Origin of the sequence: Acinetobacter sp. V115_6 (assembly GCF_031799025.1) — a bacterium.
In the GTDB taxonomy this organism is placed as follows: Bacteria; Pseudomonadota; Gammaproteobacteria; order Pseudomonadales; family Moraxellaceae; genus Acinetobacter; species Acinetobacter pittii.
Map to the genome: position 1 here is coordinate 12,989 of NZ_JAVQNO010000014.1, position 15,985 is coordinate 28,973.

Annotated in this window: 16 protein-coding genes; 10 read left to right on the top strand and 6 right to left on the bottom strand. The window is 40.1% G+C overall.

Going from position 1 to position 15,985, the window contains the following annotated elements:
• Positions 1–140: 140 nt before the first annotated feature.
• Positions 141–1,376, top strand: coding sequence for a threonine ammonia-lyase (locus RMA94_RS02580; RefSeq protein WP_005064397.1), 1,236 nt, complete (start codon positions 141–143; stop codon positions 1,374–1,376).
• Between the two features lie 238 nt (positions 1,377–1,614).
• A complete protein-coding gene (gene sbmA, locus RMA94_RS02585; RefSeq protein ID WP_311081746.1) occupies positions 1,615–2,811 on the top strand; it encodes a peptide antibiotic transporter SbmA in 1,197 nt (398 codons plus the stop codon).
• A gap of 42 nt (positions 2,812–2,853) precedes the next feature.
• On the opposite strand, the gene RMA94_RS02590 is transcribed toward sbmA, so the two are convergent.
• Positions 2,854–3,603 carry a DUF4850 domain-containing protein gene (locus RMA94_RS02590; RefSeq protein WP_119684658.1) on the bottom strand — a complete coding sequence of 250 codons (750 nt, stop codon included), beginning with the start codon at positions 3,601–3,603 and terminating at the stop codon, positions 2,854–2,856.
• A gap of 124 nt (positions 3,604–3,727) precedes the next feature.
• Between RMA94_RS02590 and RMA94_RS02595 the strand changes: the two genes are divergently transcribed.
• Both RMA94_RS02595 and RMA94_RS02600 read left to right on the top strand, forming a co-directional pair.
• Complete coding sequence (locus tag RMA94_RS02595) at positions 3,728–4,795, top strand: DUF1176 domain-containing protein (RefSeq protein WP_311081747.1); 1,068 nt, start codon at positions 3,728–3,730, stop codon at positions 4,793–4,795.
• Between the two features lie 83 nt (positions 4,796–4,878).
• A complete protein-coding gene (locus RMA94_RS02600; RefSeq protein ID WP_202724672.1) occupies positions 4,879–5,397 on the top strand; it encodes a hypothetical protein in 519 nt (172 codons plus the stop codon).
• 79 nt (positions 5,398–5,476) lie between these two features.
• Here the strand turns inward: RMA94_RS02600 and RMA94_RS02605 are convergent, their stop codons facing one another.
• The 4 genes from RMA94_RS02605 to gatC form a co-directional block, all read right to left on the bottom strand.
• Positions 5,477–6,055, bottom strand: a complete 579-nt coding sequence (locus RMA94_RS02605) for a DJ-1/PfpI family protein (protein ID WP_213069679.1) — start codon at positions 6,053–6,055, stop codon at positions 5,477–5,479.
• Positions 6,056–6,222: 167 nt separating this feature from the next.
• Positions 6,223–7,692, bottom strand: a complete 1,470-nt coding sequence (gatB, locus tag RMA94_RS02610) for an Asp-tRNA(Asn)/Glu-tRNA(Gln) amidotransferase subunit GatB (RefSeq protein ID WP_000796643.1) — start codon at positions 7,690–7,692, stop codon at positions 6,223–6,225.
• On the bottom strand, positions 7,692–9,170 hold the full coding sequence (gene gatA, locus RMA94_RS02615; protein ID WP_311081750.1) for an Asp-tRNA(Asn)/Glu-tRNA(Gln) amidotransferase subunit GatA: 1,479 nt from the start codon (positions 9,168–9,170) through the stop codon (positions 7,692–7,694). Before gatA ends, gatB begins: the two co-directional genes overlap by 1 nt.
• 53 nt (positions 9,171–9,223) lie before the next feature.
• Positions 9,224–9,538, bottom strand: a complete 315-nt coding sequence (gene gatC, locus RMA94_RS02620) for an Asp-tRNA(Asn)/Glu-tRNA(Gln) amidotransferase subunit GatC (RefSeq protein ID WP_000107699.1) — start codon at positions 9,536–9,538, stop codon at positions 9,224–9,226.
• A 133-nt stretch (positions 9,539–9,671) separates the two neighbouring features.
• Between gatC and RMA94_RS02625 the strand changes: the two genes are divergently transcribed.
• From RMA94_RS02625 to RMA94_RS02650, 6 genes are all read left to right on the top strand, one after another.
• Positions 9,672–10,712, top strand: coding sequence for a rod shape-determining protein (locus tag RMA94_RS02625; RefSeq protein ID WP_000601379.1), 1,041 nt, complete (start codon positions 9,672–9,674; stop codon positions 10,710–10,712).
• A gap of 16 nt (positions 10,713–10,728) precedes the next feature.
• Positions 10,729–11,586 (top strand): rod shape-determining protein MreC, encoded by an 858-nt coding sequence (gene mreC, locus RMA94_RS02630; RefSeq protein WP_002116449.1) that lies wholly within the window; start codon positions 10,729–10,731, stop codon positions 11,584–11,586.
• The gene (gene mreD, locus RMA94_RS02635; protein WP_017385922.1) at positions 11,573–12,064 is read left to right on the top strand and encodes a rod shape-determining protein MreD; all 492 of its coding nucleotides are present in this window, start codon (positions 11,573–11,575) and stop codon (positions 12,062–12,064) included. The genes mreC and mreD overlap by 14 nt, the downstream gene beginning before the upstream one ends.
• Complete coding sequence (locus tag RMA94_RS02640) at positions 12,052–12,612, top strand: Maf-like protein (RefSeq protein WP_025465969.1); 561 nt, start codon at positions 12,052–12,054, stop codon at positions 12,610–12,612. Before mreD ends, RMA94_RS02640 begins: the two co-directional genes overlap by 13 nt.
• Positions 12,613–12,726: 114 nt before the next feature.
• Positions 12,727–14,181: a ribonuclease G gene (gene rng, locus RMA94_RS02645; RefSeq protein WP_005064412.1), complete on the top strand. Its 1,455-nt coding sequence runs from the start codon at positions 12,727–12,729 to the stop codon at positions 14,179–14,181.
• A gap of 139 nt (positions 14,182–14,320) precedes the next feature.
• Positions 14,321–14,494 (top strand): PA1571 family protein, encoded by a 174-nt coding sequence (locus RMA94_RS02650; protein WP_002116397.1) that lies wholly within the window; start codon positions 14,321–14,323, stop codon positions 14,492–14,494.
• 27 nt (positions 14,495–14,521) lie between these two features.
• Here RMA94_RS02650 and RMA94_RS02655 read toward each other — a convergent pair whose 3' ends face one another.
• On the bottom strand, positions 14,522–15,907 hold the full coding sequence (locus RMA94_RS02655) for a wax ester/triacylglycerol synthase family O-acyltransferase (protein ID WP_005064414.1): 1,386 nt from the start codon (positions 15,905–15,907) through the stop codon (positions 14,522–14,524).
• Positions 15,908–15,985: the final 78 nt, after the last annotated feature.

The following is a 15,985-nucleotide window of genomic DNA, read 5'->3' on the forward strand; positions in this document are numbered from 1 at the left end:
AAATCTTCAATTTTTGGAATAAAATTTTTTGTATATTAGAGACATGTTGGATATGCTGAAAACTCTAATGGTTAATATGAAATATTGTTGCCGTTTTTTAAAAATAATTGATTTGTAGTGTATTGAGGCTGACTGGATAAATGATACAGCAACAGGTTAAAAATGGCTTTCCAACATTAGATGATGTTCATGCTGCCGCAGAGCGTTTGGAAGGTTTAGTTGTAAAAACTCCCTTTGTTTTCTCAGAAACCATTTCTAAAACCTTAGGGGCTGAGATGTGGTTGAAATTTGAAAACTTACAATTTACAGCTTCATTTAAAGAGCGGGGTGCTCTGAATAAACTGTTGTGTTTATCTGAGCAAGAAAAACAACATGGTGTTATTGCAGCTTCGGCAGGCAATCACGCACAAGGTGTAGCCTACCATGCTCAGCGGACAGGTGTGACTGCAACTATTGTAATGCCGAAATCTACACCAAATGTTAAGGTGCAACGAGTACGTGAGTATGGTGCGCGCGTTATTTTGCATGGGCAGGACTTTTCAGAAGCTGCTGCTGAAATGCATCGTGTTGCACAAGAAGAATCTTTAACGATTATCCACCCATTTGATGATGCTGAAATTATTGCGGGTCAAGGCACCATTGCACTTGAAATGCTTGCGGCTGTGCCTGATCTGGATATTTTGGTTGTGCCAATTGGTGGTGGTGGTTTAATTTCTGGTATTGCAATTGCTGCTAAAGCGATCAATCCAAAAATTAAAATTATTGGGGTGCAATCAGTTGTATACCCAAGTATGGCAAAACTACTTTGTAATTATCAACATGCGGTTTCAATGGGCTCTACTGTTGCTGAGGGCATTGCGGTAAAAACTCCAGGTGAGCTTACAACTCAAGTTGCTAAAGAATATGTTGATGACATTGTCGTTGTCACTGAAGACATGATTGAAGAAGCGATTGCACTCTTACTTAATATTGAAAAAACAGTATGTGAAGGAGCAGGAGCGACAGGTATTGCTGCAATTATGTCGCGTCCTGATTTATTTTTAGGTCATAAATTGGGCGTAGTGCTATCAGGTGGAAATATTGATACACGTGTTATGGTCTCTGTATTACAACGCCATTTAACTCGTACAGGCCGTATGGTTCGTATTCGTGTTGAATTACCTGATAATCCAGGTGCCTTAGCTCGTTTAACAGCCATTATTGCTGAGCAGGGCGGTAATATTTATGAGCTGCGTCATGAACGCTTTGCGGCAACAAGCCGTGCCAAAGAAAGCGCTGTGAGCGTTGATGTCGAATTAAAAAGTGCCTCGGACCTAGATTTGCTTATTCAAGCAATGCAATTAGAAGGCTATATTGTTCGTAAGGAAGAGATTTAATCTCTGATATCACTGTGTTATAAAAGCTGTATATGGCTCTATTGAGAGTCATATACAAGGTAATTTAAATGGATTAAATTGCCAAAAAAGGGATTAATTTACAAAAAAACGATCAAATCCTTCAATGAAACAGGAAAAACTGACAATTCTCTAAACTTTACCCTTCACAATTTTAAGGTTTAGGTTTTAGTATTCCTTTCATTGTAAATTTGAAGAAATATAGGGATATCCACGCTCAATGTTCAAATCATTTTTTCCATCACCACGGTATTTCTTTATATCTGCGGTCATTTGGATCGCACTCAATATGATGCTTTGGTATTCAGGTGGAAACACGTGGGGAACTTTTATCGGGTTTCCTCAAGGCTATCATGATGCTCAACTACCAGTGGGTGTGAGCCGTTTTTGGTCTCCAACTTTCTTATGGTTTTATGTCTGGTTTTTAATCTCTACTGCGCTCTTTGCTGGATTTTGGAAAATTGTTTCTAATAATCCATGGCAGGGTTGGTCAGTGTGGGGTTCCGCATTTATTTTGTTTAATATTTGGTTTGGTGTTCAAGTCAGTGTTGCGATTAATGCATGGTATGTACCATTTTGGGATTTAATTCAAAAAATGCTTTCGAATGGCGGAGGAGACCTCTCAGCACTCTATAGTGAGACGATGGTCTTTCTTTATATTGCTATGGTCGCTGTGACGCTTGCTGTGATTAATGCCTTTTTTACAAGCCATTATGTATTCCGCTGGCGTACAGCAATGAATGAATATTACACAGAACATTGGGAAAAGCTTCGTCATATCGAGGGGGCTTCACAGCGTGTGCAAGAAGACACTATGCGCTTTGCAACCATTATGGAAGACTTAGGCGTTGAACTGGTGAAAGCTGTTATGATCTTAATTGCCTTTTTACCTATTTTATTTCAACTGTCTAAACATGTTCCTGTTTTACCAATTGTTGGTGAATTAGAACATTCTCTAGTATGGGCTGCAATTGTATGGGCTGCTTTTGGTACTGTTCTTTTAATGGTGGTTGGTATTAAATTACCTGGACTCCAATTTAATAATCAAAAAGTAGAAGCGGCTTATCGTAAAGAATTAGTTTATGGTGAAGATCATGCAGAGCGTGCAAGACCAGCTACTTTAAAAGAACTATTTAGCAGAGTTCGTAAAAACTACTTCCGCCTCTATTTTCATTATGCTTACTTTAACTTGGTAGCAACTTGGTATAAGCAATTAGATATTTTATATAGTCTAGTTGTTTTATTTCCTGCAATTGCAAGTGGGAAGATGACGTTAGGCTTGATTAACCAAATTGGTGGTGTATTCGATAAGGTTCGTGAATCCTTCCAATATTTAATTAGTTCATGGAAAACGATTATTGAATTGCTTTCAATTTATAAGCGTTTAAAAGCTTTTGAGTCGATACTACACAAATAAAATAAAAACCCGCGAAAGCGGGTTTTTTTATTAAGTATTGGATTAGTGCGTTGCATTATAAAAATTAAGGATAGGGCCAACTAAAGACTGCTGCGATTTATCTAAGGTGATTTGAATTTCTTTATAGTTAAAAGTGTCTTCATCATAATATTTAGCAATACCATGCGTTTTATTGTTCACTTGTGGAATTTGATAACTAAAAAAAGCCACTTTCTTAGAAGGGTGAACAATATTGATGAGTTTTTTAGGGTCTTTATAGCCACCGAATTCATTTTCAAGACTTTCTTTTAATAACTCTGGGAAATAGAGCGTTGCATTTGGTAATCCGCAGCCAACACAAAATGAAGAATCATAGAGTTCTATTGCTTGTTTTTGATCTGTACTCATTATTAGAGCAAAACCAGTCCCATTAGCGCCTGCATTTGCTTGCACATCTTGCCAATTTCTTGGAACGAGCACCAAACCTGTTTCAGGTAATGCAAGAAGCTTGAGTTGTTTTGCATGTTGAGCATCGAGTTTAAAATTAAAATGGCAGCTTTTAGGTGTACAGGTTTCAAAGTCTTTAAGTAAACCATTCTCTGTTGGGCTCTGTGCTGTAACACCATAAAACGGGACTGTAACGCCGTTTAAAAACTTTGCCTCTCCTAGAGCGTAGAATTGATTATCTGCTTTGCGGGTTGCAGCAGAGCTATAAAACTTTGGAAAATGGGGAGTAAAGCTTTTTACTTCTGCATAAACAGTTGAAGTTAGACTGACCAATGCTGTGCATAATAAAAAATTTAGTTTTTTCATTTTTAGAAAGTAATCAATTTAAATCTTATATAAATCTAACATATTCTTTTAAACTAGACGGTAACTCAAAATTTAACGCTATTGTTAACTTCATAATAAAACAGACCAGCAGAGACATGAAAAAATGAAGAAAGTCCTTTCAATTTGCTGTTTATCCGTCATTGGTTCTTATGGTTTTGCTCAAGACATAAAAGGTATTTCATTTTCTCACCAAGAATGGGAAATCTCTTGTAGCAATACCGGTACATGTAAAGCCGCAGGCTATCAAAACGAGGAAAATGGTGACAATCCTGCTTCAATTTTATTAACACGTAAAGCTGGCCCAAAAGAACCTGTGCAGATTGAATTTGCTTTGTCAGACTATGAACAAAGCATGCCAGCAAACCAGCTTAAAAATATTCATTTTTATATAAATGGCAAAGATTTAGGCGCTGTGAGTGTAGATGGTACTGAGTTACCACTTATGGGTAAACTGAACAGCTCGCAAGTCAATGCTGTACTACAGCAATCCAAACAGAAGACCGAAATTGTATTTAAAAATTCACAGCATAAATGGAAAATTTCCGATGCTGGAATGACCGCTGTGTTATTAAAAATGGATGATTTTCAGAAGCGTATCGGAACTGTTGGTGCTTTGGTTAAAAAGGGCAGCACCAATGAAACCAAAGTGCTTATGCCTGAGCCAAAACTACTTGTTAAACGTATTAAGACTTCAAACAAACCTTATTTAACTTTACAGCCTAAAAATAAACAGTACCAGGCAATACACCGTAGTTTGATGACTGCTAAACCCAATCCGAAAGAAGATGGCTTTTGTGAAGGCGTTTATGGCGGTAATAGCGATGGAGCTGAACCACAGAAAATTGAGCTATATAAACTAACCAATAAGAAAGTTCTGGCGACTACGTTGTGCTGGAGAGGTGCCTATAACGAAGGATATGGTGCTTGGGTGTTAGATGAGTCTTTAAATGGTAAGGCAACATTTGTGACTGAGTCCGCTTCAGATTTTGATAGCGGTATTATCAGTAGTGCTCAAAAGGGAAGAGGCATTGGAGACTGCTGGGCAAGTGAAGAATGGGTGTGGGATGGTAAGAGTTTTGTACATACTAAGGATATGTGGACGGGTATGTGTAAAGGCTTGGCAGCAGGTGGGGTGTGGGAGCTTGATCGAATAGAGTCTGTGGTGAAATAAGTATTTTGCGGTTACAGAGTCATAACAGGTAACTTTAGTGACTCTGTGATAAAAAGAACAGATTGTTTATTGGAGCCAGACCTATGTCACATCATCTTTACGCTATTGTTCGCCGTAAGTTTTCACACCTGAGCCGTTCAATATGTGTGGCTGCTGCTGTGTTGGGGACTACTCAAATTGTGATGGCTGGCCCAACGGTTGATCAGCTCAGTGATTGTTTAGTTAAGGCTACAACGGCTTCAGACAAAACTACTGTACTTCAATGGACATTTACAGCTTTAGCAGCTCATCCAGATTTAAAAGCATTTAGTAATGTAACGCCTGAGCAAAAAGATCAGTTAGACCAAAAACTGGCTCAGGTTTTACAACGTGTGATTGTGGAGCAATGTTCTGCTCAGACCAAAGCTGTAATTCAGGCTGAAGGTGTGAAGGCGGTTGGAGAGGCTTTTCAACAGTTAGGTCAAAGTGCGGGTGAAGATATTGTTAAAGACCCGGCCGTTAAACAGCAGTTACAAGGTACATTGCGTTATATCGATTTAAATAAATTAGTGACGACGTTTTTAACACCAGAAATTTGGAATAAATTAGGGATTACAAGATAAAAAATCTAGTTTTCTATTTTAGTAATAAAGCCTGCTATCTAATAGCAGGCTTTATTGTATTTGGGATAAAGAGATCTCTTTAGATCGTAATTGTAGCCCCTAAAACTTTCACAAATTGAGCTAACCAAGCTGGATGTGCAGGCCAAGCTGGAGCAGTCACCAAATGCCCATCTGTAACGGCTTCACTCACAGCAATATCTGCGTATTGTCCACCTGCCAATTTTACTTCGGCCGCACATGCTGGATAAGCTGAGCAGAGGCGACCTTGTAATACATCTGCCGCTGCCAGTAACTGAGCGCCATGGCATACGGCTGCTATTGGTTTTTTCACTCGATCAAACTCACGCACAATTTCGATAACACGATCATTCATGCGCAAATACTCTGGTGCACGACCACCCGGAATAACTAGACCTACATATTCTTCGGTATTAACGGCATCAAAATCATAGTTAATCGCAAAGTTGTGGCCACGTTTTTCGCTATAAGTTTGTTCGCCTTCAAAATCATGAATAGCCGTCGCAATATGGTCGCCGTTCTTTTTATTTGGGCAAACAGCATGCACGGTATAACCTAAACCAGTTAAGAACTGAAATGGAACCATAGTTTCATAGTCTTCTGCATAGTCACCGACCAACATTAGAATCTTTTTAGACATGATTTATCTCTCTTATTTAAAATATATGTGATTTCAATTTTTAATTTAAATTAGCACAATGAAAGTATGATTTTTAGCAAAAAGCACATTCTTTAGTCGAAGGATGTTTCATAAGGATGTAAAAAAGCCCCGATAAATCGAGGCTTTTTTTGAGTTAGCTAATGAAATTAACCAATCAATTTTTTCATTAATTCATTTACTTGAGCAGGGTTGGCTTTACCCTTAGAAGCTTTCATGACTTGACCAACAAGACCGTTAAAGGCTTTTTCTTTACCAGACTTGTATTCTTCAACCATTTTTTCATTGGCTGCAAGTACTTCTTTAATAATTGCTTCAATTGCGCCAGTGTCGGTTTCTTGCTTTAAGCCTTTTTCCGCAATAATGTCATCGGCAGATTTACCTTCCGATTCCCACATAAAGCCAAAGACTTGTTTAGCAATTTTACCGCTAATGGTGTTATCAACAATGCGTGCAATCATGCCGCCAAGTTGTTCAGCAGAAACAGGAGAGTCTGCTAAGTCTAGGCCTGCTTTGTTTAACGCACCTGAGAATTCACCCATTACCCAGTTTGCTGATACTTTACCTTGCTTCGCACCGCCAGCAGCAGCCACAACAGCTTCATAGAAGTCTGCCATTTCGCGTGAGAGCGTAAGTACATGTGCATCGTACTCAGTTACACCAAAGTCTGCGATAAAGCGCGCACGGCGAGCAGCAGGGAGCTCTGGAAGTGCAGCGCGAGCAGCTTCAATTTGCTCATCAGCAATAATCACAGGTAACAAATCTGGATCGGGGAAGTAGCGGTAGTCATTCGCTTCTTCTTTCGAACGCATTGAACGCGTTTCCATTTTGTTTGGATCGAACAAACGAGTTTCTTGGTCGATACTTCCGCCGTATTCCAAAATTTCCATTTGGCGTTCAATTTCAACATTGATCGCTTGCTCAATGAAACGGAATGAGTTGAGGTTTTTAAGCTCGCAACGTGTACCAAAAGGTTGGCCCGGACGGCGTAAAGACACGTTACAGTCCGCACGGAATGAACCTTCAGCCATGTTACCGTCAGAAATACCTAACCAACGTACTAATGTGTGAATTGCTTTGATATAAGCAACAGCTTCTTCAACCGAACGCATGTCAGGTTCAGAAACGATTTCAAGTAAAGGTGTACCAGCACGGTTTAAGTCAATGCCAGACATGCCTTCAAATTGGTCATGTACAGATTTACCAGCATCTTCTTCAAGGTGAGCACGAGTTACGCCAATACGTTTAGTCGTACCATCTTCAAGTTGAATGTCGATATGACCCAAGCCCACAATCGGGTTGTCCATTTGACTAATTTGGTAGCCTTTTGGAGAGTCAGGGTAGAAGTAGTTTTTACGTGCAAACACAGATGCTTGGTCGATGTAGGCATCAATCCCTAAACCAAAGCGAATTGCAAGATCAACTACTTTTTCATTTAAAACAGGCAATACACCCGGCATTGCCAAGTCTACAAGGCTTGCTTGTGTGTTTGGGTCTTGACCAAATTCAGTCGATGAACCTGAGAAAATTTTAGAGTTAGTCGCAAGCTGAGTGTGAATCTCGATACCAATAACGACTTCCCAACCGTCAATCAATTTCAACTTTTGAGCTTCAGCCATTATGCATTCTCCTCAGCAATTGCCGCACGTTGAGTATGGAAATCGGTATTTTGTTGGTATTGATGAACAATCGACAACAATTGTGATTCTGACCAGTAGTTACCAATTAATTGTAAGCCTACAGGTAAGCTGTCTTTATCAAAACCAACAGGAGTATTAATCGCTGGTAAGCCTGCTAAGTTCACTGCAAGTGTATAGATATCGCCTAAATACATTTCAGTTGGGCTTAAGTTTGCACCAATTTTATAAGCAGTTGTTGGTGCAGAAGGAGCAGCAATCACGTCTACATTTTCAAAGGCTTTTAAGAAGTCTTGTTGAATTAAACGACGTACTTTTTGAGCTTTTACATAGTAAGCATCGTAATAACCCGCAGAGAGTGCATAGGTACCAATTAAGATACGGCGTTGAACTTCTGGACCAAAACCTTCTGAACGTGAACGCTTGTAAAGATCCATCAAGTCAGCTGGGTTTTCACAGCGGTAGCCATAACGAACACCGTCATAACGAGACAAGTTAGATGATGCTTCCGCAGGCGCGATGAGGTAATACGTTGGTACATAGGCTTCAGTCATGTTGAGGTCAATCTCAACAAGCGTTGCGCCCATTTCTTCAAATTTTTTCAAAGACTCTTCAACACGCGCTTTTACGTCTGCATCTAATCCTGCAACGTTAAAGTACTGTTTAGGAATACCAATGCGTAAGCCTTTTACAGATGTGCCATTTAAGTTTGCAACATAGTCATCAACTTCTTTTTTAACCGAAGTCGAGTCTTTTGCATCATGACCTGCAATTACATTCATCAGGTAAGCACAGTCTTCAGCAGAGCGTGCCATTGGACCTGCTTGGTCTAAAGATGATGCGTAAGCAATGATACCGAAGCGAGATACACGACCATAGGTTGGTTTTAAGCCTGTTAAACCGCAGAAAGAGGCAGGTTGACGGATTGAGCCACCTGTATCAGTGCCTGTTGCAAAAGGGGCAAGATCAGCCGCTACAGCCGCAGCAGAACCACCTGATGAGCCACCAGGAACGTGGTCAAGCGCCCATGGGTTGCTTGTTGCGCCAACATATGAGCTTTCAGAAGTTGAACCCATTGCAAACTCGTCCATGTTCACTTTACCTAAAGTGACAAGACCAGCTGCTTTAGTTTTTTCAACAACAGTTGCATCGTAAGGAGAGATGAAGTTGTCTAGTATTTTTGAACCGGCAGTTGTTTTAATGCCTTTGGTACAAAAGATATCTTTATGAGCAAGAGGAATACCCGTTAAAGCGGTTGCATTACCTGCTTTTAATGCAGCATCGGCAGCATCAGCTTCGGCAAGCGCTTGCTCAGGTGTAACCGTCACATAGCTTTTTACCAGTGGGTCAATTTTAGCAATACGTTGCAAATAATGTTCAGTCAGTTCGCGAGATGAAAACTTCGCTTGGCTTAAGCCCTCAGCAAGTTCACGAATTGATAAGCGATGTAAATCAGTCATGAGTAAAATTTCTTTACATTCAAAATAGGGAAGATGGGTTAATTGAGTAAAAGTTATTCAATCACGCGAGGAACAAGATACAAACCATCTTGAGTTGCAGGCGCAACTGCTTGGTATTCATCTCGATGATTGCTTTCAGTTACCACATCAGCACGTAAAGGTTGAGGATTGTCAAAAGGACTTTTCAAAGGTTCTACGCCTTCCGTATCAATGCCTTTTAAGGTTTCCATCATGCCTAAAATTTTATTTAGACTTTGAGCATATTCAGCAGATTGCGTATCATTGAGCGACAATCGAGCAAGATTGGCGATTGCTGAAACTGTTTGTGCATTTAAATCTGCTGAATGCTGTGCATCCGATGTAGACATAACATCACCTAATTAGTATTAAAAATTTTCAAAATATCGTGCGTTATAATAAGCGATTGACTTGTTCAAATCATCACATTTAGTTTAAAGTTGCCACCTTGCATCCACATGAAAGTTTAACTGAGAACGAACCGTGATTCTAAAACGACTAATTGGCTTGTTTTCGCCGGATCTAGCCATTGATTTAGGTACAGCAAATACACTTATTTATGCACCAGGCCGCGGCATTATATTAAATGAACCAACAGTTGTGGCAATTCGTCACAGTGGTTCACAAAAAATTGTTGCTGCTGTAGGTCTAGATGCTAAGCAAATGCTGGGCCGTACGCCTGCGAATATTTCTGCAATTCGTCCAATGAAAGACGGTGTAATTGCGGATTTTGAAGTGACTGAAACCATGTTGAATCAGTTTATTGGTAAAGTTCACGAAAAACGTTTGTTCCCACCTGCACCTCGTGTAGTTGTATGTGTACCATGTAAATCAACTTTGGTCGAGCGTCGTGCGATTCGCGAAGCAGTATTTAATGCTGGTGCCCGTGATGTTCGTTTGATTGAAGAGCCTATGGCAGCAGCAATTGGCGCAGGTATGCCAGTTGAACAAGCATGTGGTTCTATGGTTGTGGATGTTGGTGGCGGTACAACAGAAATTGCAATTATTTCATTGCAAGGTTGTGTCTATGCTGACTCTTTACGCATCGGCGGCGATGTTTTTGATGAGCAAATCATCAATTATGTTCGTAAAGCTCACGGTTGTGTGATTGGTGAAACCACTGCTGAAATTATTAAAAAAGAAGTAGGTATGGCTGTTTCTGATGGTACAACATTAGAAATTGAAGTACGTGGTCGTAACCTTGCAGAAGGTGTACCTCGTGCAATTACCGTAACTTCTGACGAAATTACTCAAGCTATTTCTGATCCGTTACAAAGTATTGTAAGTGCTGTGAAATCTGCTCTTGAGCAAACTCCTCCTGAACTTTCTTCTGATATTGCTGAGCGCGGTATTGTGTTGACAGGTGGTGGTGCGCTACTTCGTAACCTTGACAAGTTATTGGCTCAAGAAACTGGATTACCAGTTGTTGTTGCTGAAGATCCTCTTACTTGCGTAACCCGTGGTGGTGGTAAAGTATTAGAATTCTTCGACAACCCGAACCATGACATGCTTTTCGTCGGTTAAGTTTAAGGATTAGGCGGTGCAACCGAATATTTTTTCAAGACAGCCGCCATCTTTCCGCTCGTTCATTATTGCGGTCATTACATGTTTGGTTGTGCTGTTCTTTGATTGGCGCATGCCTTATGTAATTCAGCCAGCAAGGGATGTCTTGTACGCTGCATATAACCCAATTTATGCATTGGCTAGTTATCCGGTACTGTCGAGAGAATGGCTGAATCAACAAACAAAATCTGAAGCACAACTGCGTCGTGAAAATACAGCGATGCAGGCTGAGCTTTTACAAGCTCAAGTCCGCTTACAGAAGCTTTCTGAACTGTCAGCTGAAAATACCCGTTTACGAGGCCTTCTTGATACACCGTTAATTATTGATGGTCGTATGGAAATTGCCGAAGTGATTGGGACAGATGCAGACCCATTACGCCATATCATCATTATTAACCGAGGCTCTACGGACCATCTAAAGGTCGGTCAAACAGTTTTGGATGATAAGGGGATTATGGGGCAGATTATTAATGTATATCCTCATAGCTCACGTGTAATGTTGTTATCAGATAAAGAACATTCACTGTCGGTACGTCTTGAGCGTACTGGAATGCGGGCGATTGTTTCTGGTACAGGCGATTTGGGCCGTTTAAAAATGGAATATGTCCCGACCAGTGCGAATATTCAGGTGGGTGATAAAGTGTTTAGCTCAGGCTTGGGTGAACATTTCCCAGCAGGTTACGCAGTGGGTACAGTTGCCAAAATAAAACGCCATAATTCAGGTGAGTTTGCTGAAATTGATGTAACACCATCAGCACAATTGGCAACAGGCCATCATGTAGTTGTACTTTTCTCTGAATCATTAGCGAAGGAGCAGCCATATGCCGATCGCTAAACTTAAACGAGAAAAGCGTAAAGATCCATTATGGGGAATTATTATCTCCGTTATTGTGGGTTCTGTACTCATGGTTTATCCGCTATCTTATGATATTTCAGGATGGCGGCCACTATTCATGTTAATGATTATGCTATTTTGGGTAGTATGTCAGCCAACATGGTGTGGGGTCTGGTTTGCATTTGGGATGGGGATTTTTACAGACTTACTGCTTGATGCGCCTTTAGGGCTCAATGCCTTAAGTTTTGTAATTGTGACTTTTCTTACCCGTTTTTTAATTCGGGAACGCCGTATTTTAACTTTTGTTAATTTATGGACGATAGCAACGCTGGTCATTATTGCCCATTTAGCATTTATGTGGGTAACACAGACGATGGGTGGAATTCATTTTTCGATTGCTAGACATTGGCAACCTTTGATGACAAGTATCATCACGTGGCCAGTCGTCTATTATTGTTTGGCAAAATGGCGCATATAGTTTTAGCATCTAGCTCTCCTCGTCGGAAGGAGCTGTTGCAACAGCTAGGCTTAGATTTTGAAATCTATAGTCCTGACATTGATGAGTCTGTTCATGAAAATGAGCTGGTTCATCATTATGTTGAACGGTTGGCTAGAGAAAAAGCTCAGACTGTATTGAAGCTTTTTCCAGAAGCAATTGTTATTGCTGCCGATACAAGTCTGGGACTTGATGGCCAAATTATTGGTAAGCCTGAATCGAAAAATCATGCCTTTGAAATCTGGAAACAATTATCTGGACGTTGGCATGATGTGTTTTCTGGACTGTGCGTTGCGACTCAACAACAGATGTTAAGTCAGGTAGTGCAAACACAAGTTGAGTTTCAGCGCCTGACTACACAAGATATGGAAGATTATTGGACCACGGGTGAGCCTGTTGGAAAAGCGGGTGGATATGCAATTCAAGGAATTGCCTCGCAATATATTCCCCAAATTCAAGGAAGTTATAGTAATGTGGTAGGACTTCCTTTATACGAATTTGCACAGTTATTCAAAAGAGTAAAGACATAAGGGGTTGTTATCATTCTTCATTGAATAGCATTGTCGATGAACACTAGACAACGTTAAAGTTAACAGCTTCTCTGACTCTTTAATAAAAAATTTTATAATGCTTTGAGTTTATGTATGTCAGAAGAACTACTTATTAATGTCACGCCTATGGAGTGTCGGGTGGCATTAATCGAAAATGGAACTGTTAATGAACTGTATGTCGAGCGTACAGTTAAACGCGGTCTAGTCGGCAATATCTACAAGGGTAAAGTTGTACGAGTGCTTCCGGGCATGCAAGCTGCCTTTGTTGATATTGGTTTGTCTCGAACAGCCTTTTTACATATCAATGATATGGTTTGGCCTCGTTCACAGCCTACCCCAAATGTTTTTGAGCTATTACATCCTGGGCAAACCCTTACTGTCCAAGTAATGAAAGATATGTTAGGCACAAAAGGCGCACGCCTCAGTACAGATCTTTCAATCCCTTCTCGCTATTTGGTTTTAATGCCGTATGGCAACCATATTGGTGTTTCGCAGCGTATTGAGTCTGAAGAAGAGCGAGATCGTCTGCGTAATATTATTGAAGGTATTCAATCTGAGCATAATTTACCCGGTAGCGTGATCGTCCGTACGGCTGCAGAAGGTGTGGATGAGGCAGAAATTGCACAGGACATGTGCTATCTGAGCAAATTGTGGGAGTACATTCAGCGTAAGCAGACTGACGTTGCTGTTCCTTCTTTAATTTTTGAAGAGCTTCCATTACCTCAACGTATTATTCGGGACTTAGCAAGCGAAGAAACTGCAAAAATTTATGTAGATTCGCGAGAGATTCACGCAAAACTGCTTGAGTTTGTAGATGAGTTTGTCCCGAATATGAAGAGTCGCCTCATCCATTATCCGGGTGAGCGACCACTATTTGATCTTTATAATGTTGAAGAAGATATTCAAAAAGCCTTACAAACTCGCGTAGCTTTGAAGTCGGGCGGTTATCTGATGATCGACCAGACTGAAGCCATGACAACGATTGACGTTAATACAGGTTCATATGTAGGTGGTCGTAGTCTTGAGGATACGGTTTTTAAAACCAATATGGAGGCGACTCAAGTTATCGCACGTCAACTTAGACTGCGTAATTTGGGGGGGATTCTCATTATTGATTTTATTGACATGCAAGAAGCAACTCACCGTGAAGAGGTGATGCGTCAGTTTGAGAAAATGCTTGAGCGAGATCACGCGAAGACCAAAATTACTCAAGTGTCAGAACTTGGTCTGGTCGAAATGACGCGTAAACGAACTCGTGAATCATTAGAACACTTGTTATGTGAATCATGTCCAACATGTCAAGGACGTGGTTTTGTCAAAACAGCGGAGACAGTGTGTTACGAAATATTTCGTGAGATATTACGATATACGCGTGCATTTGAGTCAACGAGTGGCTTTACTGTTGTTGCCCATCCTTCTGTGATTGACCGATTATTAACAGCAGAAGCACCAGCAGTAGCCGATTTAGAGCATTTTATTAACCGTGTTATTAAATTTCAGGTCGAAAATTTATATACGCAAGAGCAATACGATATCATTTTAAGCTAAAGTTGTAACAAGATATCGCTTAATCCTTGTTACAACTGAAATTTTACTTTCATTCATGAATTTTAAATACTACTTACATACAGTAGCCCTAGACGTTCTCCCTATTAAACGTCTTAGCAAACAATAAGAGGTATAACCCATGAATGTAAGTGAAAACTTAATTAGCAACGGTCTTAAACATGTTTTAGAAAGCACGCCAGTAAATAGCTGCTATATGTTGAATGACCAAGGTAAAGAAGTACCAATCACAACTGCAATGATTCGTTCAGTATGTCATCAGTTGCTTAACCAGTGCCGTACGATCAAAAAATAAGGGGCCAATTCAAAGCCCCTTAATTTTCTAACTTGCTGAATGATGTTTCAGCTGTTTCTCTGCAATAATTTCTTCAAAACGTTGAATCTCATCCTCTAAATGAGTCAAAAGGTTTTGCATTTTTGGCAAAGCATTTCGACAAGCTGTTAAGCCAACTTCAAGCTTATCTAAATAACTGGTCATGGTAATGTTTAGAGCTTGTCCATCCATGACAATCGAAGCAGGGTAGAGCGCATCTAATTTCGCGCCATTCCAATAAAGTGGCTCACGTGGTCCTGGTACATTGGAAATCACTAAATTGAACGCCTGACGCTTGGGAAGCATTCCTGACATGATGTTTAATCCTGCCGGGCCATAAACAACCGCACTATAGTTTAAAATTTCATTCGCAGTCATGCGGCTAAAGCGTTGCTTTGAATTCTGCATGCTACGGCGAATGATTTCTAGACGCTCTAACGGTTGATCTTTATGCGTCCCTAAATTTGCCAAAATCATAGTAATTCGGTTACTCATGTCAGAATCATCTGTACGTAATGAAGCTGGAACCATGGCAATAAGTGGCTTTTTAGGTAAGCTGTTTTGGCTAATCAAATATTCACGTAAAGCGCCTGAACATACAGCTAGGACAACATCATTAATCGTTACGCCTAATGCTTTTGAAATTTTTCTAAGGCGGCTTAATTCAAATGATTGGGCCGCAAAACGACGTGAAGCACTGACTCTTTGGTTCAAAATAGAAACTGGTGCCTGAAAAGTAGAAACATAATCAGGATTTTTACCCATTTCCTTGAATATTGTTTGAGATAGCTCGTGCATGACTTTTGGAGCTATGTCGAGTTGAGACTTAATACCGCCTAAAATACTTTTAATTTTACTAGTACTTGGAGTTGGTACTTTTAGACGCTTAGCTCTTTTACTTTCAACACACCATAAAGGAACAACATGTTTTTCTTCTGGTGTTTTTGATAGAGATTTCTCGATCAAACGCATACCAGCAACACCATCTACCATTGCATGATGGATTTTAAAATACATGGCAAAACGATTGCCTTCGATTCCTTCAATAATGTCACAAGTCCAAAGTGGCTTTGCACGATCAATTAGTGAACTATGCTGCTGTGAAATATACACCAGAAGTTCACGAATACGGCCAGGATGAGGCAAAGCAATGTGGCGAAAGTGATGATCGATATCGAATTCTTCATCTTCATCCCAAAATAAACCACTTAAGCGGTTATTGAACGGAGGAATAGGAATGCTCTTTGAGCGTTTAATATCTTCTACTAAATCATGTACAAAGGTTTCTGGTGCATTTTCAGGAATTTCAAATAAAAATAATCCACCGACATGCATGGGTTGCTGTCTTTTTTCAAGTGACAGAAAAATGAAATCAATTGGGTGTAATGGACGCATAAATCATTGTGCCTCATGCATTTTTCTAAGAAGCCCTTATATGAGCTCTTATTAGAATTATAGAACCGTAAAATTAAG